The organism is Arthrobacter sp. Soc17.1.1.1, assembly GCF_036867195.1.
Taxonomy (GTDB): Bacteria; Actinomycetota; Actinomycetes; order Actinomycetales; family Micrococcaceae; genus Arthrobacter_D.
The window spans coordinates 818,241-836,285 of the sequence record NZ_JBAJII010000001.1; the positions used below are offsets into that span (position 1 = coordinate 818,241).

The 18,045-nt window shown below is 69.3% G+C and carries 20 protein-coding genes; 15 read left to right on the top strand and 5 right to left on the bottom strand.

From position 1 onward, the window contains the following. Positions 1–191 precede the first annotated feature (191 nt). From V6S67_RS03815 to V6S67_RS03840, 6 genes are all read left to right on the top strand, one after another. Positions 192–1,109, top strand: a complete 918-nt coding sequence (locus V6S67_RS03815) for a polysaccharide deacetylase family protein (RefSeq protein WP_334208980.1) — start codon at positions 192–194, stop codon at positions 1,107–1,109. Further along, positions 1,106–2,419 (top strand): MFS transporter, encoded by a 1,314-nt coding sequence (locus tag V6S67_RS03820; RefSeq protein ID WP_334208981.1) that lies wholly within the window; start codon positions 1,106–1,108, stop codon positions 2,417–2,419. Before V6S67_RS03815 ends, V6S67_RS03820 begins: the two co-directional genes overlap by 4 nt. Beyond that, the gene (locus V6S67_RS03825) at positions 2,416–3,210 is read left to right on the top strand and encodes an SDR family NAD(P)-dependent oxidoreductase (RefSeq protein WP_334208982.1); all 795 of its coding nucleotides are present in this window, start codon (positions 2,416–2,418) and stop codon (positions 3,208–3,210) included. Before V6S67_RS03820 ends, V6S67_RS03825 begins: the two co-directional genes overlap by 4 nt. Further along, a complete protein-coding gene (locus V6S67_RS03830; RefSeq protein WP_334208983.1) occupies positions 3,203–4,225 on the top strand; it encodes a ketopantoate reductase family protein in 1,023 nt (340 codons plus the stop codon). The genes V6S67_RS03825 and V6S67_RS03830 overlap by 8 nt, the downstream gene beginning before the upstream one ends. Beyond that, positions 4,222–5,415, top strand: a complete 1,194-nt coding sequence (locus V6S67_RS03835; RefSeq protein ID WP_334208984.1) for a M20 family metallopeptidase — start codon at positions 4,222–4,224, stop codon at positions 5,413–5,415. The genes V6S67_RS03830 and V6S67_RS03835 overlap by 4 nt, the downstream gene beginning before the upstream one ends. A gap of 87 nt (positions 5,416–5,502) precedes the next feature. Next, positions 5,503–6,063 (top strand): 3'-5' exonuclease, encoded by a 561-nt coding sequence (locus V6S67_RS03840; protein WP_334208985.1) that lies wholly within the window; start codon positions 5,503–5,505, stop codon positions 6,061–6,063. A 9-nt stretch (positions 6,064–6,072) separates the two neighbouring features. Here V6S67_RS03840 and V6S67_RS03845 read toward each other — a convergent pair whose 3' ends face one another. Beyond that, the gene (locus V6S67_RS03845) at positions 6,073–6,810 is read right to left on the bottom strand and encodes a FadR/GntR family transcriptional regulator (RefSeq protein ID WP_334208986.1); all 738 of its coding nucleotides are present in this window, start codon (positions 6,808–6,810) and stop codon (positions 6,073–6,075) included. Positions 6,811–6,964: 154 nt separating this feature from the next. On the opposite strand from V6S67_RS03845, the gene V6S67_RS03850 reads away from it, so the two are divergent. The 7 genes from V6S67_RS03850 to V6S67_RS03880 all read left to right on the top strand — a co-directional run bounded on the left by V6S67_RS03850 (position 6,965) and on the right by V6S67_RS03880 (position 13,480). Continuing rightward, positions 6,965–8,272, top strand: a complete 1,308-nt coding sequence (locus V6S67_RS03850; RefSeq protein ID WP_334208987.1) for an ABC transporter substrate-binding protein — start codon at positions 6,965–6,967, stop codon at positions 8,270–8,272. Between the two features lie 92 nt (positions 8,273–8,364). Continuing rightward, positions 8,365–9,309, top strand: a complete 945-nt coding sequence (locus V6S67_RS03855; protein WP_334208988.1) for a carbohydrate ABC transporter permease — start codon at positions 8,365–8,367, stop codon at positions 9,307–9,309. Then, positions 9,306–10,202 carry a carbohydrate ABC transporter permease gene (locus V6S67_RS03860; RefSeq protein WP_334208989.1) on the top strand — a complete coding sequence of 299 codons (897 nt, stop codon included), beginning with the start codon at positions 9,306–9,308 and terminating at the stop codon, positions 10,200–10,202. The genes V6S67_RS03855 and V6S67_RS03860 overlap by 4 nt, the downstream gene beginning before the upstream one ends. Positions 10,203–10,205: 3 nt before the next feature. Further along, on the top strand, positions 10,206–10,736 hold the full coding sequence (locus tag V6S67_RS03865) for a gluconokinase (RefSeq protein ID WP_334208990.1): 531 nt from the start codon (positions 10,206–10,208) through the stop codon (positions 10,734–10,736). Further along, on the top strand, positions 10,717–11,862 hold the full coding sequence (gene dgoD / locus V6S67_RS03870; RefSeq protein WP_334208991.1) for a galactonate dehydratase: 1,146 nt from the start codon (positions 10,717–10,719) through the stop codon (positions 11,860–11,862). Before V6S67_RS03865 ends, dgoD begins: the two co-directional genes overlap by 20 nt. An 11-nt stretch (positions 11,863–11,873) precedes the next feature. Beyond that, positions 11,874–12,512, top strand: coding sequence for a bifunctional 4-hydroxy-2-oxoglutarate aldolase/2-dehydro-3-deoxy-phosphogluconate aldolase (locus V6S67_RS03875; RefSeq protein ID WP_334208992.1), 639 nt, complete (start codon positions 11,874–11,876; stop codon positions 12,510–12,512). Further along, entirely contained in the window at positions 12,509–13,480 is a 972-nt protein-coding gene (locus V6S67_RS03880) for a sugar kinase (protein WP_334208993.1), read from the top strand. Before V6S67_RS03875 ends, V6S67_RS03880 begins: the two co-directional genes overlap by 4 nt. Before the next feature lie 3 nt (positions 13,481–13,483). On the opposite strand, the gene V6S67_RS03885 is transcribed toward V6S67_RS03880, so the two are convergent. From V6S67_RS03885 to V6S67_RS03900, 4 genes are all read right to left on the bottom strand, one after another. After that, positions 13,484–14,320, bottom strand: a complete 837-nt coding sequence (locus tag V6S67_RS03885; RefSeq protein WP_334208994.1) for an ABC transporter permease — start codon at positions 14,318–14,320, stop codon at positions 13,484–13,486. Next, positions 14,307–15,254: an ABC transporter ATP-binding protein gene (locus tag V6S67_RS03890; RefSeq protein WP_334208995.1), complete on the bottom strand. Its 948-nt coding sequence runs from the start codon at positions 15,252–15,254 to the stop codon at positions 14,307–14,309. The genes V6S67_RS03885 and V6S67_RS03890 overlap by 14 nt, the downstream gene beginning before the upstream one ends. 46 nt (positions 15,255–15,300) lie before the next feature. Continuing rightward, entirely contained in the window at positions 15,301–16,509 is a 1,209-nt protein-coding gene (locus V6S67_RS03895) for a LolA family protein (RefSeq protein ID WP_334208996.1), read from the bottom strand. A 166-nt stretch (positions 16,510–16,675) separates the two neighbouring features. Beyond that, entirely contained in the window at positions 16,676–16,936 is a 261-nt protein-coding gene (locus V6S67_RS03900) for a GlsB/YeaQ/YmgE family stress response membrane protein (RefSeq protein ID WP_334208997.1), read from the bottom strand. A gap of 148 nt (positions 16,937–17,084) precedes the next feature. Between V6S67_RS03900 and V6S67_RS03905 the strand changes: the two genes are divergently transcribed. Together V6S67_RS03905 and V6S67_RS03910 are read left to right on the top strand one after the other, a co-directional pair. Then, entirely contained in the window at positions 17,085–17,567 is a 483-nt protein-coding gene (locus V6S67_RS03905) for a PGPGW domain-containing protein (RefSeq protein WP_334208998.1), read from the top strand. Between the two features lie 51 nt (positions 17,568–17,618). Next, complete coding sequence (locus V6S67_RS03910; RefSeq protein ID WP_334208999.1) at positions 17,619–18,026, top strand: four-helix bundle copper-binding protein; 408 nt, start codon at positions 17,619–17,621, stop codon at positions 18,024–18,026. Positions 18,027–18,045 lie beyond the last annotated feature (19 nt).

Here is an 18,045-nt window from a genome sequence, read left to right on the forward strand (position 1 = left end):
TGTCGAGACTACAGGCGGGTTGCTCAATCCTCAGCAGTTGCGCGCAAGCTTTCCTCAGTTGCTCGGACATATTTGAACGAATTGTTCGAAATATGTTGCCTACTTGAATGAACAGGCCTAAGTTGGTCGTGAGACGCACGCCACACGGACCGTTGCGCGGTGCCTCTACCATCACGGGAGAAGAGATGACCATGACTGTTGCAGAACCCTGGCGCTGGCCCGAGGAGACGTGGAGGAGCCACGTCGAACAGGTTCGTGCAGGACGATCGCTCGTCGATGCCGATCAGGCACGACGCTGGAAGGACGGAGCGAAAGCAGCCGTCCTGTTCTCCTTCGACTCCGACCACGAGACTCCCTCACTGCGCGACGGCGAGACCTCGCCGGGGCGAATGGCGCAGGGTGAGTACGGTGCGCGGGTAGCCGTACCGCGTATCCTCGATCTGCTCGGGCGGTACGAGGTGCCGTCGTCCTTCTACATCCCGGCCGTCTGCGCACTCCTGCGGCCGGACGAGGTGCCCGCCTATGTCGACGCCGGCCACGAGGTGGCCGTCCACGGCTGGATCCACGAACGGAACACCCAGCTCACGTACGAGCAGGAACTGGATCTGCTGGGCAGGGCCCTCGGGGTCCTCGAGGAACAATCCGGGCAACGGCCGGTCGGCATCCGCACGCCGTCCTGGGACTTCTCCGACTCGACCCTGCGGGTCATCCGCGAGCTCGGGTTCCTGTACGACTCCTCCTTGATGGCCGATGACGAACCCTACGAGCTCCTGGCCGAGGGGGAGCCCACCGGCATCATCGAGATCCCGGTGGAGTGGATCCGCGATGATGCGCCGTATCTCATGATGGACCGCTTCGCGTCGCTGCGGCCGTACATGGCGCCACGCCAGCTCGTCCAGATCTGGAAGGACGAGTTCGACGCCGCCTATGCCGCGGGAGGTGTCTTCCAGCTGACGCTGCACCCCCACATCATCGGGCACCGATCACGCCTCGTGGTACTCGAGGAGCTCCTCCAGCACATCCGCACGCACGATGACGTCTGGGTCACTACGCACGCCGAGCTCGCCCACCATCTCCGTCCCGCACTGACCTCCGAGGAAGCCCGATGAGCACAGAAACCACCGCCACGGCGGTTCACGAGACGAAACTCAGCGCCCGCGGGCGGAAGGCCATCATCGCGGGCGGTATCGGCAACGCCGTCGAGTGGGTCGACTGGGCCGTCTACACGACGTTCTCGTCGATCTTCGCGCACCACTTCTTCCCGCCGGGCGACCCGGTGGCGGCGCTGCTCGCCACCCTTGCGATCTTCGCCGTCGGATTCGTCATGCGCCCCGTCGGTGCCGCGGTCATGGGAACCTATGCCGACCGCCACGGCCGCAAGAAGGGCCTGGTTCTCACCATCGGCATGATGGCGGGAGCCACCGCCATCATCGGCTTCGCGCCGACGTACGAGTCGGTAGGGATCCTCGCCCCGATCATCCTGGTGATCGCCCGGATGATCCAGGGCTTCTCGGCCGGTGGGGAATTCGGCTCGTCCTCCGCGTTCCTGGTCGAGTCGGCAGCCCCCAAACGCCGGGCGTTCGCCGGTTCGTGGCAGCAGGTCTCTGTCGGCGCCGGCGTGCTCATCGCCTCCGGGATGGGCGCGATCATCACCTCCACCCTGTCTCCCGAGGCGCTGGACAGCTGGGGCTGGCGCCTCGCCTTCATCGTCGCCGCCCTGCTGGGTCTCGTCGGGCTGTGGCTGCGCTCGTCGGTCGAGGAGACCGATTCGTTCACCACGGCCAAGGCGCAGGCGGAGGCATCCACCGAACAGCGCCGCAACTCGCTCTTCACGATGTTCGTGAAACACCCGAAGGCGGCGCTCAGGGTCTTCGGCATCACCATCGCCGGCACACTCCTCTACTACATGTGGGTGTCCTACATGCCCACGTACGCCGCCGTCGCGACGGGGATCCCGCTCAATCAGGCGCTCACCGCCAACTTCATCGCCGTCGGAGTGTTCCTGGTGCTCCTGCCGTTCGCCGGGATCCTGTCCGACAGGATCGGACGCAAGCCCACCATGAGCGCCTTCGCGGGCGGATTCCTCCTGTTCTCCTGGCCGGCTTTCGCCCTGCTGAACGGCAACTTCTGGATGCTGCTCCTCATCGAGCTGATCGGAATCGTCCTGCTGCTGGGCTACTCCGCGAATTGCGCCGTCATCATGGCCGAGCAGTTTCCACCCGAGGTCCGGGCCACGGGTATCGGTTTGCCCTACGCCCTCGCCGTCGCGATCTTCGGTGGGACGGCGCCCTACATCACGACCTGGATGAACACGAACGGGTATGGCGGGCTCGTGTGGGTCTATTGCGCCGTCGCCGCCGCGATCGGTCTGGTCGTGTATCTGACGATGCCCGAGACGAAGGGGAAGGCACTCGATTGATACGCCACGTCGTCGTGACAGGAGCGGCAAGCGGGATCGGCCGGCAGACGGCACTCCGCTTCGCGGCGCTGGGGGACCGGCTCACTCTGGTCGATGTCCAGCAGGATCGCCTCGACGCCGTTGCATCCGAATGCAGGGCAGCAGGTGCCCCCGACGTCCGTACCGCCGTGCATGACCTCCGATCAGGCACAGCACCGCAGTCGATGATCGAGGAGGCCTGGGATGTCGCGCCTGTCGACGTCCTCGTGAACTCGGCGGGCGTCTACCCGGCCACACCCTTCCGCAGCCTCGATGCGGACACGTGGGATGCGGTCCTGCACCTGAATACGAGGGCGCCGCTCCTGGCGACCGTGGCGCTCGCCAACAAGGCGGTGGATGCAGGACGCCGGGCGAACGTCGTCAACATCTCCTCGGGCGCCGCCCTCCGCGCTCGTCCCGGCGCGGCACCCTACTCGACGTCGAAGGCCGCCCTCGAGATGGCGACGAGGGCCTCCGCACTCGAACTCGGCCCGCTGGGCATCCGGGTCAATGCCGTCGCACCGGGATTCGTGACCGTCGACAGTGCGGCCAATCCGGTGACGGAGGACTACGCCGCAGCAGTGTCCGGGAACCCGCTCGGTCGCAGGGGAGTACCCGATGACATCGCACGGGCCGTCGTCTGGCTCACAGGCGACGAGGCGGAATGGATCACAGGGGAGATCCTGAGGGTCGACGGCGGGTCCTCCACCGGCGCCCTGAACCTGCCCCTGCACTGGCCCACCGACCTCACCAAGAAGGAGCAGAATGACTGACCATCCCTACACGATCGTCGGCGCGGGTGCCATCGGCGGCACCCTGGCAGTGCATCTCCACGCCCAGGGGGTACCCGTCCAGCTGATCGACGCCGACCATGAACACATCGCGGCGATCCGGGCCGGAGGGCTGCGGGTCGACAGCCCGCAGGGAACGATCACCGCAGACCTGCCGGCGTTCACACTCGACGACGCCCCTCAGGAGCTGGAGCGGGTGCTGCTCGCGGTGAAAGCACAGGCCACCGCGAGCGCCGCGGCGTGGATCGCTCCGCGCCTCGGCGCCGACGGCTACGTCGCCTCCCTGCAGAACGGCCTCAACGAGGCGACGATCGCGCACCATGTGGGGGTCGAGAGGACCGTCGCCGCGTTCGTCGACCTCTTCGCGGACGTCGTAGGGCCCGGAGTCATCAAGGACGGCGGGTCCGGGGGGATGGCGCTCGGCGAATACGGCGGCGGCACCAGCGCCCGGACCCGCCGCCTCGCGGAGGATCTGCGGCACTGGGGCACGCCGAAGGTGACGGGCAACGTGCAAGGGTATCTGTGGTCGAAGCTCGGCTTCGGCGCGATGCTCACGGCAACGGCACTCGCGGATCAGGACATGAGCGAGCTGATCGATCGTCATCGTCCCGCCATGAACGGCCTCGCCGCCGAGGTCTTCGATGTCGCTGCGGTCGAGTCCGTGGAGCTCGAACCCTTCGATGCGTTCGATCCGGAGAGTTATCGCCGGGGAGCTGACCCTGATCGGAACACGGCGGCGACCGATGCCCTCGTCGCCTGGCTTGCGACGCAGAGCAAGACCCGCTCCGGGATCTGGCGTGACATCGTGGTCCGCAAACGGCCCACCGAGGTCCCGACGCAGTACCTCCCGGTGCTCGCCCTGGCCGAACGCCACGGCATCGCGACGCCCCTGCTCCGGGATCTGCTGACCCTGATCCAGCAGCGTGAAGCGAACACCATCGACATGAGCGAGGACCACCTCGCGGCCCTCGACCGGAAGGCGGCATCCCGAGCATGACCCCGACATCCCAGCTCCGCTCCTGGATGGAGTCGCACCGCGACGACATGGTGCAGGACCTCAAGGACTACGCCGCGTTGGAGACACCGTCCGACGACAAGGAACTCCTCGACACCGGCCTCGGCTGGCTCGAACGTTGGCTGCACGAACGGCTCGGTGCACCGGCCTCCCGCCGTGTGGTCGACGGCGGCCGGTACGGGGACATGGCGATCGCGGATTATCCGGCGGAGCGTCACGACGGCGAGTGGCTGACAGCGCTGTGCCACTACGACACCGTGTGGTCGAAGGGGACGGTGGACGACTGGCCGCCGAGCATCGAGGGAGACCGGCTGACAGGTCCCGGGGTCTTCGACATGAAGGCCGGTCTGGTGCAGCTGGTCTGGGCCCTGAAGGCCGCCGCAGCACTCGATCTCCCGCGGCCACATGTCCGACTGGTGCTCAACGGTGACGAGGAGATCGGCAGTCCGGTATCCCGCCCGGTCATCGAGGAAGCGGTCTCCCGCGGCGGCCCGGTCTTCGTGTTCGAAGCGAGCGCGGAGGGAGCGATCAAGACGGCACGGAAGGGTGTCGGCATCTTCCGCGTCGAGGCGCAGGGCCTAGAGGCCCACGCAGGGCTCGATCCCGAGGTGGGGGTCAGTGCCATCGACGAGATCGCGCGCGTCGTCGTCCGGCTGCATGACGCGGCCGACCTCGCGGCGGGGACATCGATCAATGTCGGGCTCCTGACGGGCGGCACCCGGACGAACGTCACGGCCGGCATCGCGATCGCGGACGTCGACGTCCGGGTGTCGTCGGCCGCCGAGGCGGCGCGCGTCGATGCCGTTCTCGCAGACCTGGTACCCAGGGACCCCCGCGCGTCCCTCACAGTGAGTGGGGGATGGAACCGCCCCGTGATGACCCGCTCGGCGGGCACCGCAGATCTCTTCTCCAGGGCGGTCGAGGTGGCCGGGAACCTCGGGTTCACGCTGACGGAGACGTCGGTGGGCGGCGCCAGCGACGGCAATTTCGCTGCAGCCCTGGGACATCCGGTGCTGGACGGTCTCGGTGCCGTGGGAGCGGGAGCCCACGCGCGCAACGAGTGGGTCAGCCTCGACGGGCTCGTCGAGCGTGCCTGCCTGGCGGCGGGTCTGCTGGAGTCCGTCGCCCGTGACGCGACCGTGCGGGGCGTGGACGACCGCGTGGGGGTCTAGACGCCGCAGGTGATCCTGGGCGCCCGCCGCCGGCGGCTAGGCTGTTGGGGGCCGTAGGAACGTGCGGCCGGGTCTTCAGGGGGAACAGTGCACGGTCTCAATTTCACGGCGATCGACTTCGAGACCGCGAACAGCAAGCGCGGTTCGGTCTGCGCCGTCGGCCTCGCGAAGGTCCAGGACGGCGTCGTCGTCGGCTCCGCGTCCTGGCTCATCAAGCCTCCGCGCTCGGTGGGTGAGTTCGCGCCGCGGAACATCGAGGTCCACGGCATCCGGCCCGCCGATGTCCGGACGGCTCCCCGGTGGCCCGAGAGCCTGCAGCGCATCCAGGCCTTCGCAGGCTCGGACCCGTTCGTGGCGCACAACGCCTCCTTCGACCGATCGGTGCTGCGGGGCGCCTGCGCGGAGTCGGGTCTCCCCGTACCCGGGACCGCATTCCACTGCTCGGTCCAGCTGGCGCGGCGGCTCCTCGGCCTCGGGTCGAACAGGCTCCCGGACGTCGCGAGGGCCCTCGGCCTGGGCGGGTTCCGTCACCACGACGCAGGGAGCGACGCCGAGATGTGCGCGGCGGCCGTCGTCGCCATCGCACGCAGGCATGTGCTGCACTCACTGGACGTGCTGTGGCCCACGGCCGGACCGGCGGCCGTGTGAGGTAGGGGACTAGGAAGCGCTCTTGTGCGCTTCCTCGTTCCACAGCGTGCTCATCTCGGTCATCGCCCGGGTCATGATGGCCAGCATCGCCGCGTGCGCGTCGGAGGAATCGCCGCGCTGGATGGCGCTGGCCACATCGACGTGCATCTGCAGCGCCTCCTCGTGGGGGTGCTGCGGCATCAGGCCGTAGTGGGTGCGGCCGGTGAGGACCTCCGCGACGAGCGAGTCCAGCATCCCGAACATCTCGTTGCCCGAGCTCGAGAGCACGAGGCGGTGGAACTGGATGTCGAGCGTGAGGAACAGCTCGGTGTCCCCGCTGCGGCCCGCCTCCCACAGCTTCCCGGACAGCCCCATCAGCTCGCTGGCACTGGCCAGGGGTGCGCGCATGGCGGCCAGCGCCGCGGCCTGGGGCTCGACGGCGGTGCGGAGCTCGGAGAGCGACCGCAGCTGGGCCACGCGGCCGTGCGACGCCAGTCGCCACCGGATGACCTGCGGATCGTAGAGGTTCCACTCCGTGGCGGGCCGTACCTGCACGCCCACCCGTCGGCGGGATGCCACCATGCCCATGGATGCGAGGACCCGGAGGGCTTCGCGCACCACGGAGCGTGACACCCCGAACCGCTCCTCGAGCTCGTCGATCCGCACGATCGAGCCGGACGCCATCTCCCCGCGGCACACGGCGAGGCCCAGCCGGTCCACCGTCGACGCGTGCAGGTCCGCTGCCGGCGCGAGCTGGGTCTGGAGCATGGGGAGAGCCTAACAAAGTCCGATCACTGGCTCCTGAGGGGTTCAAAAGTATGATCTGTCGGTCTACTGTGAGGGCTTACAGCAGATGTAACGCGCATCTACTCCCAGCACCGCTGACTGCAGGTGCTCCTCAATGAAGAGAAGTGGAGAAACCGTGGAACGCAGGAATTCGCGCGCCCTCGCAATGACAGTGCTGACGTCGGTCCTGGCCGCAGCGTCGCTCTCGGCCTGCAGCGGCGGAGGCGGAGGCGGGGAGGGTGATGCAGGTTCCGACACGGTCCGCGTCACGCTGGCCAACCATGTCTGGACGGACGCCATCGTGGAGGCCATCCCCGAGTTCGAGGAGGAGACCGGCCTGACGGTCGAGGTGACCCAGCTCGGCGAGGACCAGCTCTCGGCGCAGTACAACGTGCAGCTCAATGCCGGCACCGACGAGATCGACGTCATGATGTACCGCCCGCTGCAGGAGGGCAAGCTCTTCGCCCAGAACGGCTACCTCGCGGATCTCACGGAGCGCGTCAGCTCCAACGCGGACTGGGAATGGGACGACTTCCAGGAAGGTCCGGTGGACTCCACCACCTTCGAGGAGCAGGTGGTCGGTGTCCCCACGATCACCGAGCGGGAGGTCCTCTACTACCGCAAGGACCTCCTCGAGAAGGCCGGGCTCGAGGTGCCCACGACGCTCGAGGAACTGGAAGCGGCCGCCAAGCAGATCAAGGAGCAGAACCCCGACATCGCCGGGTTCGTGGCCCGCACCGGCAAGTCGCCCGCCGTCACCCAGTTCTCCAGCTTCCTCTACGGCTTCGGCGGCGAGTTCATCGACGACGAGGGCAACTCCGCCGTCGACTCGCCCGAGGCCAAGGAGGCCTACGCCTACTACGGCCGGATGATCAACGAGTACGGCCCCGCCAACGTGAGCACCGACATGAGTTGGCCCGAGGCGATGGCCATCTTCACGCAGGGCGGTTCGGCGTTCTACACCGAGGCGGACAGCCTCTACCAGAACGCCACGGACCCCGCGAACTCGCAGGTGGCGGAGACCGTCGGCTTCGCGCCGATGCCTGCCGGGCCCGCCGGCTCCAAGCCCTACAACGTGCCCTCGTGGGGCCTCGGGATCAACGAGGCCTCGGGGAACCAGGACAACGCGTGGAAGTTCATCGAATGGGCGACCAGCAAGGACATGGTCATGCAGATCCAGCAGGAGGGCGTCCCGGGCCCCCGCAACTCGGTGTGGCAGGATCCCGCCGGGACCGAGACCTACCCAGAAGACCTGGCGGCTGCGATCGAGGTCAGCGCCGAGAACGGCGTGGGCGCCGACCGTCCGCTCGTGATCAACGTCGGCGAGGCGCGTGAGATCGTCGGCGACCCGATCGTCGTCGGCATCACGGACGGCGACGTCGACGCGGCCGCCGACGCGGCGGACGAGGCGTTCCAGCAGTTCCTCGACGACGAGCGCGAATAGCACTCCCTGCCGGCCGTCGCCGTCGTCCTGACCGGGACGACGGCGACGGCCACCGCACAGCCCCTAAGCTCCCCGCCGCCGATAGGACGTGGATGATGGCAGTCGCCGCACTTCCCCCCAAGAGACTCCCGCAGAAGCAGACCGCCTGGAAGTCGTACTCCGACTGGGCCAACGAGCACCGCAAATGGCTGTTCGCCGCCCCGGCCATGATCTTCGTCGCGGTCCTCATCGCGTTCCCGCTGGGCTGGACGCTCTATCTCAGCCTGACCGACGCCTCCGGGTCCGTCCGGGCCGAGTCCGAGTTCATCGGCTTCGAGAACTATGCCGACGTCCTCACGGACACCGAACGCTTCTGGCCGGCGGTCGCCCGGACGTTCGTCTTCACGGCGGTGGCCCTGACCGTGCAGCTGGTCCTGGGCATGGCAATCGCCCTGCTGCTCTGGCGGCCGTTCAAGGGCGAGAAGTGGGTGCGCGTCGCGATCCTGCTCCCGCTCGTCGCCACCCCGGTGGCCGTCGGCATGATGTGGCGGCTCATCTTCGACCCGAACATCGGCTTCGCCAACCAGCTGCTCGGCTTCGTGGGGATCGGCCCCCAGCCCTGGCTGTCCGGCCAGTACTCGGCCCTGCCGACCGTCATCTTCATCGACATCTGGCAGTGGACCCCCATGGTGGTCATCATCCTGCTCGCCGGCCTGACGTCGCTGTCGGACGAGCCGGACGAGGCCGCGAGGATCGACGGCGCCAGCGCCTGGCAGCGCTTCCGCTTCGTCACCGTCCCGCTGCTCATGCCCACGATCATCGTGGCGATCCTGCTGCGCAGCATCGACGCGCTGAAGACCTTCGACCTCCTGTACGCCACCAAGGGCCGCGGCGGCGGATCCTTCCACGAGGTGGAGACGCTGAACGTCTACGCCTACGGGCTCAGCTTCGACTACAACGACTACGGCGTGTCCTCGACGGTGCTGATCATCTTCTTCATCATCATCGTCGCCGTGATGTTCCTGCTGACCCGCCGCCGGAAGGAAGTGCAGAAATGAGCCTCGCCGAACCGAAGCTGATCAGGCCGGGTTCCGACCGGGCAGCCCTGTCCGGAGCGCCCGCCCGGCGCAGGAAGCCGTTCCGCACGCGTGCCTACAAGGTGTTCCGCGCGGTGGCGCTCATCGTCGTGGTCGCCGCGTTCATCGCGCCGCTCGTCTGGATGTTCCTCGCCTCGCTGAAGACGAACGTGGACATCTACGACGCGTCCAAGACGCTCGTGTTCACGCCCACCACGGCCAACTACGAGACCGTGCTCGGGCGGAACAACTACCTCTCCTTCGTGTTCAACAGCTTCTGGGTGGCGTTCGCCTCCACCGTCCTGTCCCTGATCATCGGCATCCCCGCCGCCTACTCGATGAGCCGGTTCGCCATGCGGCGCTCGGCACTCGTGGTCCTGATGGCCCGCATCATCCCCGGTGTCAGCCTGCTGGTGCCCTGGTACTACGTGTTCTCGAACCTGTCGATGGTCGGCGGCTACAGCGTGCTGATCCTCTCGCACATGTTCGTGGCGCTCCCGCTGATCGTGTACATCCTCATGTCCTACTACGATTCGATGCCCCTGGAACTGGAGGAGGCCGCCCGGGTGGACGGCCTGACGCACATCGGCGCCTTCCTCAAGGTCACGCTGCCGCTGTCCGTCGGCGGGATCGCGACGGCGAGCATCCTGGCGTTCATCTTCTCCTGGAACAACTTCATGTTCGCGCTGGTCCTGTCCGGAGCCGACACGAAGACCCTGCCTGTGGCCATCTTCAACTTCGTGGCCTACGCGAGCATCGACTGGGGAGGACTCATGGCGGCCTCCGTCGTCGTGACCATCCCCATCATGGTCATCGCCCTGTTCACCCAGAAGTACATCGTCTCCGGGCTGACCGCCGGCGCGACGAAGGGTTAGGCCATGGATCCCGATTCCACGCCCGTGGTGGTGGTGATGGGCGTGCAGGGCTGCGGCAAGAGCACCCTCGGCTCGCTCCTCGCCGGCGCGCTCGGCGTCCCGTTCGTCGACGGCGATGACCTGCACCCCCAGCGCAACCGGACCCTCATGGCAGCCGGCACACCCCTGTCCGACGACGACCGCCTGCCCTGGCTCGCGGCCGTCGGGCAGCGGCTGGCTGACGGCGGCGCGGGTGTCGTGGTGGCGTGCTCGGCGCTCAAGCGGGCGTACCGCGACCTGCTGAGGGACATGGCCCCCGACGTCGTCTTCGTCCACCCCTACGGGTCCAAGGACCTCGTGGCTGCCCGGATCTCCCTGCGGGAACACGAGTACATGCCGCCGTCACTGCTCGACTCGCAGTACGCCACGCTCGAGCACCTCGACGCTGCGGAAGCCGGGATCACCCTCGACCTCGCGTCCCCGCCCTTGGAGCTCGTCTCCTCCGCCGCGGCGTTCATCACCGGAAGCAGGGTCCGTGCGCATCAGCAGGGTTGAGACCTTCCTCGTCCCGCCCCGGTGGCTGTTCGTCCGCGTGGAGACCGACAGCGGGATCGTCGGCTGGGGCGAGCCCGTCGTGGAGGGACGCTCCGAGACCGTCCGCACCGCCGTCGAACAGCTGTCCGAACTGCTCATCGGCGCGGACCCGCTCCGCATCGAGGACCTCTGGCAGGTCATGACCAAGGGATCCTTCTACCGCGGCGGGCCGATCCTGGCCAGCGCGGTCGCGGGCCTCGACCAGGCGCTCTGGGACATCCACGGCAAGTCCCTGGGCGTCCCCGTACACCAGCTGCTCGGCGGCCACGTGCGCGACCGCATCCGGATGTACGGGTGGATCGGCGGTGACGAGCCCGCCGCGATCGCCGACGCCGTCGCCGCCCAGCTGGCCGTGGGACTCACCGCGGTCAAGATGAACGCCAGCGGACGCATGAGCCCCATCGCCAGCGTCGCCGAGATCGACGACGTCGTGCAGCGCGTCGCCGCCGCGCGCGAGGTCCTCGGTCCGCACCGCGACGTCGCCGTCGATTTCCACGGCCGCTTCACCCTCGCCAACACCCGCCGCGTGGCCCCGCTCCTCGAACAGTTCCACCCCCTGTTCTTGGAGGAGCCCACCGTGCCGGAGAACTCACACCTGATCGGCGGCCTCACGGCATCGACCACCATCCCCGTGGCCACGGGGGAGCGGCTCTACAGCCGGCAGGAGTTCCTCCCGGTCCTCCAGGCGGGCATCGCCGTCGCGCAGCCGGACCTCTCGCACGCCGGCGGCATCACGGAGGTACGGAAGATCGCCTCCCTCGCCGAGATCTACGACGTCCAGCTGGCCCCGCACTGCCCGCTCGGGCCGCTGGCGCTCGCGGCCTGCCTGCAGGTGGGCTTCGCCACCCCCAACTTCCTCATCCAGGAGCAGAGCATCGGCATCCACTACAACCAGGGCGCCGAGGTGCTCGACTACGTGCTCGACAAGACACCGCTGAAGTTCGTCGACGGCTTCGTGGAACGGCTCACCGCGCCCGGCCTGGGCATCGAGATCGACGAGGCCGCCGTCCGCCGCGCCGACAGGAGCGGCCACGCCTGGCGCTCGCCCGTCTGGCGGCACGACGACGGCGCGTACGCCGAATGGTAGGGAGAGGACCCATGGACCCGCAGACCCTGATGGCAGGACTCGGCTCGGCCCGGCTGCTGGCGATCATCCGCGGCGCCGACGAGGAGGCGTGCTTCCGGACGGCCATCACGCTCATCGACGAGGGCGTGGCGTATCTCGAGGTGTCGCTGAATTCCGCCAACGCCCCCGCCGTGATCGCGCGCATCCGGCGCGAGGCGGGCGATGACGCCGGCATCGGGGCCGGCACCGTCCTCACGGCCGACGACGTCGCGCGGGTGGCCGACGCCGGGGCCGGGTTCGTCGTGACGCCGGCGTTCGGTCCGTCGCTCGAGGCCGCGGTCGCCGTCGGGCTGCCCGTCCTGGCCGGTGCGCTCACGCCGTCCGAGGCCTACGCCGCGATGACCGGCGGCGCATCGGCGATCAAGCTGTTTCCCGCATCCCTCGGCGGTCCTGCCTATCTGAAGGCGCTGCGCGACCCGTTCCCGGACGTCCCCTTCGTCCCGGTGGGCGGTGTGGACCTCGACGCCGCGGCGGAATACCTCCGGAGGGGCGCCTTCGCGGTCGGCGTCGGATCACCGCTGATCGGCGATGCCGCCGCCGGAGGGGACATCGATGCCCTGCGGACTCGCGCACGGGACTTCCTGGCCGTCGTCCGGGACGCGCCGCAGTGACCGTCCTGCCACCCGTGGAGGTGCTGACCTTCGGGGAGACCATGGGCTCGATCCGCACCCCGAGACCGCTGCGGATGGGCGGGGCGATGTCCATGTCGCTCGGTGGCGCGGAGACGAACGTGGCGATCGCGCTCTCCCGCCTCGGCCACACTGTGCGCTGGGCGGGCCGGGTCGGTGACGACGGGATCGGCGCCTTCGCGGTACGGACCCTGCGGGCGGAGGCGGTGCTGACGGACGCCGTCACCGTCGACGGGACCCGCCCCACCGGGATGATGCTGCTCGAGAGCCATGGCATGGGGTTCTCCCGCGTCGCCTACTACCGCGCGGCGTCGGCCGGGTCCGCGCTGCGCACCGAGGACCTGTCGACGGCGCTGGAGGCCGGCGCGAGGATCCTGCACCTCACCGGCATCACCCCCGCCCTGTCGCCCGGCGCGGCCGAGGCCACACTGGCCGCTGCCGTCCGGGCCAGGGCGGCCGGCATCCTCGTGTCCTTCGACGTGAACTACCGCTCCACGCTGTGGTCCGAGGAGCACGCTGCTGCGGTCCTGTCCGGCCTGGCCGCGCAGGCGGACGTCGTCGTCGCATCCGAGGACGAACTCCGCCTGGTGTGCCCGGCGGACCTCGGCGAGGACGACGCGGTGCGGCACCTGGCCGGCCTCGGCGTCCGCGAGGTGGTCATCAAGCGGGGCGGGCAGGGTGCGACGGCGTGGTCCTTCGGGCCGGGGGACGCCGCCACCGAGCACCGGGACGCACTGGTCGTGCCGGTCGTCGACACGGTCGGCGCCGGTGACGCCTTCTCCGCCGGGTACCTGTCGGCGACGCTGGACGGCCTGCCGCTGGGGCGTCGCCTCGAGCGCGGCGTCGCCCTCGGTGCGTTCGCCGTCGCCGATGCCACGGACTGGGAGGGCCTGCCCACGCGGCAGGACCTGGCCCTGATCGGGCAGCCGGCCGGTACCACCGTCCGGTAGGGCCTAACTCAGGATGTCCTTCGTGCTGAACCGCCCATAGGCCAGCGTCCCGAACACGGCGATGTAGCCGAGCTGCAGCAGCGCGTTGTCCGCGAACGAGTTCCACACGATCGGCTGGCGCAGCAGGTCCGCGAACCCCAGCCAGTAGTTGGTGAACAGCCAGGGGTGCAGCCATTCGAGCTGGGGGAGCGCGCCGAGGATCTGTGACACGGCGGCCAGCGCGGCCGTCGCGGCCATCGCCCCGACCGGGATGGTCGTCAGCGTCGAGATGAACAGGCCGATGGCGCTGAGGCCCATGAGCGACACCGTCACGTACAGGGCGAGCAGCAGCAGCCGCCCGAAATAGCCGGGGATGCCGACGGTGTCCCCGGACAGCAGTGTCACGGGTCCCACCGGGAAGAGCAGCGCGCCGATGATCGCTCCCGTGACCACGACGGTGAGCGTCGCCACGAAACAGAACAGCGCCGCCCCCGCGTACTTCACGAGCAGCAGGCGCACGCGCCCGGCCGGCGCCACCAGCAGATAGCGCAGCGTCCCGAGGTTGGCCTCGCCGGCGATCGTGTCACCGGCCACGACGCCGATGGTCAGCGGCAGGAACAGCGGGATGGCGACGGTCAGCGCGGTCAATGAGACGAACAGGCCGTTCTGCGTGATGCTGTTGAGGAACGCCGGGCCGCGACCGCTCGCCGCACCGTCGGAGGACACGCGCACGACGACGGCGATGAGGATCGGGATCAGCGCGAGTGCCCCGATCATCGCCCACGTGCGGAGCCTGCGGAACAGCACGGTGATCTCGGAGACCACGAGCTCCAGCCCGAGCGACCGTTCAGCCTGCAACATCGAAGCCTTCTCCCGTGAGTGCGACGAACCGGTCCTCGAGGGAGGCCCCGCTCGCCTCGAAGCCCCGCACGCGCACGTCGGCGCGCACCAGGGCGGCGTTCACCGTCTCCGGTTGCAGCCCCGGCACCGAGAGCTCGGCGGTGATGACGTCGTCGCGCCCGTGGATCTCGGGCAGCAGTCCGAGCCCGGTGAGGACACGGTGGGCGTCGGCGTGGTCGGGTGTGGTGATGCGGACCCGGGCGGTGCCCGCGGACCGCAGCTCGTCGAGCGTCCCCTGGGCCACGAGCCGGCCTGCGCTCATCACCGCGATCCTGGTGCACATCTGCTCCACCTCGGCGAGCAGGTGGCTGGAGACGAAGATGGTGGTGCCGTCGTCGGACAGGGACCGGATGAGGTTGCGGACCTCGCGGGTGCCCTGCGGGTCGAGACCGTTGGTGGGCTCGTCGAGGATCAGCAGGTCGCGCGGCGCCAGCAGCGCATTGGCGATCCCGAGGCGCTGCTTCATGCCCAGCGAGTAGGCGTGGGCACGCTTCTTCGCCGCATGGCCGAGACCGACGCGCTCGAGGGCGGCGTCCACGCGCGCGTCGCGGGTGGCCGGTGAGGTGTGGCGGTCGGCGGCGTCGAACCGCTGGAGATTCGCACGCCCCGAGAGGAACGGATAGATGGCCGGCCCTTCGACGAGTGCCCCCACCCGCGGGAGGACGGCCCGGGCGTCCTTCGGCATGGCGCCGTCGAGCAGCCGGATCTCCCCGCTGGTCGCGGCGGCGAGGCCGAGGAGCATGCGGATGGTGGTGGTCTTGCCCGACCCGTTGGGACCGAGGAAGCCGAACACCGTGCCGCGGGGGACGGCGAGGTCGATGCCGTCGACGGCGCGCTGACGGTTGAAGATCTTCGTCAGGCCGCGCGTCTCGATCGCGAAGTCACCGGCGCTCACCCGCGGGCCCGCACTGTTCGTGCGGACTCCGCGGGTACTCCTGCGGTCACTTCCGGGAAGCGGCGACGAGCTGGTCGACGCCGACGGCGCCTGCGAGGATCCGGCCGTCGTCGGTGATCAGCACCGAGACGAGGGACGTCTGGAGCGCCTGGCCGCCCTCGACCTCGGTGAGTGCCTGCTCCAGCATCGCCTGGGCGCCTGCGACCTCGTCGGGATCCATCCCCGGCTTGATCTCCATGATCTCGCCCATCCCGGCGGCGTCGCCGGCCGCCGGGGTCATGCCCAGCGTGCCCGCGGTCCCGGCGGGGAGCTCCACGATGGTGCTCCAGCCCTGGCCGATGACCGTCGGCTGCTGCTGCGCCTCGGCGGGAGCCTGCTTGAGCTGCTGCTTGGCCTCGAGTTCCGCCTTCAGCTCGTCCGCGGTCGGGGCCTCCGTGACGGTGGCACCGGCCGGGGGAGTGAACGCGAACACGTCGGCGTCGGGGGCGCTGAAGTCCACCGAGCTGAAGCCGGCGGAGAACGCGGCCTCCTCCTGGCCCCTGGCCAGGACGGTGACGTTCAGCGGGACGCCGGTCTCGGAGTCGACGCTCACGGAGACCGACCCGATCAGCGTGGCGTCGTCGTCGGGGGTGAGCACGAGCTCGTAGGCGCTGCGGCCGGCGACGCGGCTGGTCCCGTCGACCGTCACGTCGGTGCTGGGGTCGATCCGGGCGAGGAACACCTCGGCGACCTCGGCGGGCGTGCGGGGGAGGTCCTGGAGCTCGGGGTACTCGGCGGTCCTCTTCTGCAGCTCGGCCTCGAGGTCCGCCTTCACGGTGTCCTTGTCGGGAAGGGCGGCGTGCACGGCCTCGTTGGACGCGGAGTCGTAGTACCAGGCGTCGGTCCCGTTGACGATGACGTCGCGCTGCGCCAGCTGGTCGAGCACCTGGACGCGGTCCTTCTCGGTGCCGTCCACGTACACCTGGGCGGTGTGGTCGCCGGTCAGGAGCTCGAGGGCGGTGGAGGTGGGGTCGGAACTGGAGGTGCGGCCCGGGGGAGTGGCCATGCTGATATCGGGGAGGCCGAGGTCGGAGGACTGCTCCACGGTGCCGGAGTAGGCGTCGTCGGCGCTGGTCGCGACGAATTCGAGGAGCTCCTGCGCCGTCTTGGCGGGCAGTTGCGGTTGGGCTTCGGCGACGGCGGAGCCGCTCACGGCAGCAGTGACGATGACAACCGGGACGATGCCGGCAGGAAGCCAGCGCCAGTTCTTGTTCATGATTGAGCCTTCCGAACGGATCTGTGCCCCATCTGGCGCCAAGGCTACACCTGCAAGCTGGACGTTGGGCACATGTACTTCGGTGAACGAGCGGGGGCGCCGGGGAGTGCCCTGAAACGCAGGAAGGGGCGGCCGGAGCCGCCCCTTCCCGTCGTGCCTGAAAGCCCTAGCGCGTGACGCGGCGGCGGCCGGCGACCGTCTCGGCGACGCCGATCAGCAGCACGGCGGCGATGACGGACACGATGAAGCCGAGGACGTTCAGCTCGAAGATGTCGCCCGTTCCGAGGAGGCTCGCGATCGACCCGCCGATGACGGATCCGACGAGGCCGAGCAGCAGCGTGGCGATCAGCCCGAGGTTCTGCTTGCCGGGCTTGACGAGGCGTGCCAGGGCTCCGATGATGAGCCCCGCGATGATGAAACCGATCATGATGAATCTCCTTCTCGTGGACCCGCTCTGGGCGGGAAGCCTATGGTCCTCGTCGTGGCAAGCGAGCAGCTTTTCGCGCATCGGGCGTTGCCATGACCGTCGATCAGTTCGACGATAGAGGAATGCTAAGCCTACTGCGGGATTGTTGATGGCGCGACTCGACCGGCCCGATCGCCCGCGGGGTGCCCGGTTCGCCGGGCGCACCAGGCCCCACGGCGCCAGCCGCGTCATCGGGCTGGTGGTCGGCTGGCTGCTGGTGCTCATCGGGCTGGCGGCCCTCGTCCTCCCGGGGCCCGGCCTGCTGGCCCTGGTGGCCGGCCTCGCGGTCCTCGCGCAGCAGTACGAGTGGGCGCGGCGCTGGCTCCAGCCGGTCAAGCGGAAGGCCTTCGCCGCCGCCGCGCAGGGCGTGAGGACCACGCGGAACATCGTCCTCAGCTTCACCGGCGCCCTCGTCCTGGTGCTGCTCGGTGTGCTGTGGGGCGTCCACCCTCCGACGCCGTCCTGGTGGCCGCTGGCCGAGCGGTGGTGGCTGCCCGGCGGCTGGAGCGTGGGCTCCGGGTTCGTCGTCTCCGGTCTCCTCGCAGCCGCCTTCATCGTCTACAGCATCCGGCGCTTCCGGCCCACCACCTGATCCCACCCGATCCCACCACCCGATCCCGCCCGACCGACACGAGGAGCACCCATGGCCCACGCCCGCACCATGCTCGACACCTACCCCCGCGATCGCGACGGATTCGACAGCGACCTGCTCGCCGAGTGCATCGAGGCGTGCTTCGACTGCGCGCAGACCTGCACGGCCTGCGCGGATGCGTGCCTGGCGGAGGAGATGGTGGCCGAGCTGCGCACGTGCATCCGCACCGACCTCGACTGCGCGGACATCTGCGCCACGACGGGGAAGGTGCTGTCCCGCCAGACGGGCTACGCCGCGGAGCTGACGCGCTCGGTCCTCGAGGCCTGCCGCACGGCGTGCAGGATCTGCGGCGACGAGTGCTCCGGGCACGCCGCCATGCACGAGCACTGCCGGGTGTGCGCGGAGGCCTGCCGGCGCTGCGAGCAGGCGTGTGACGCGCTGCTCGCATCGATGGGGTAGGTGCAGGGCCCGCCTGCTC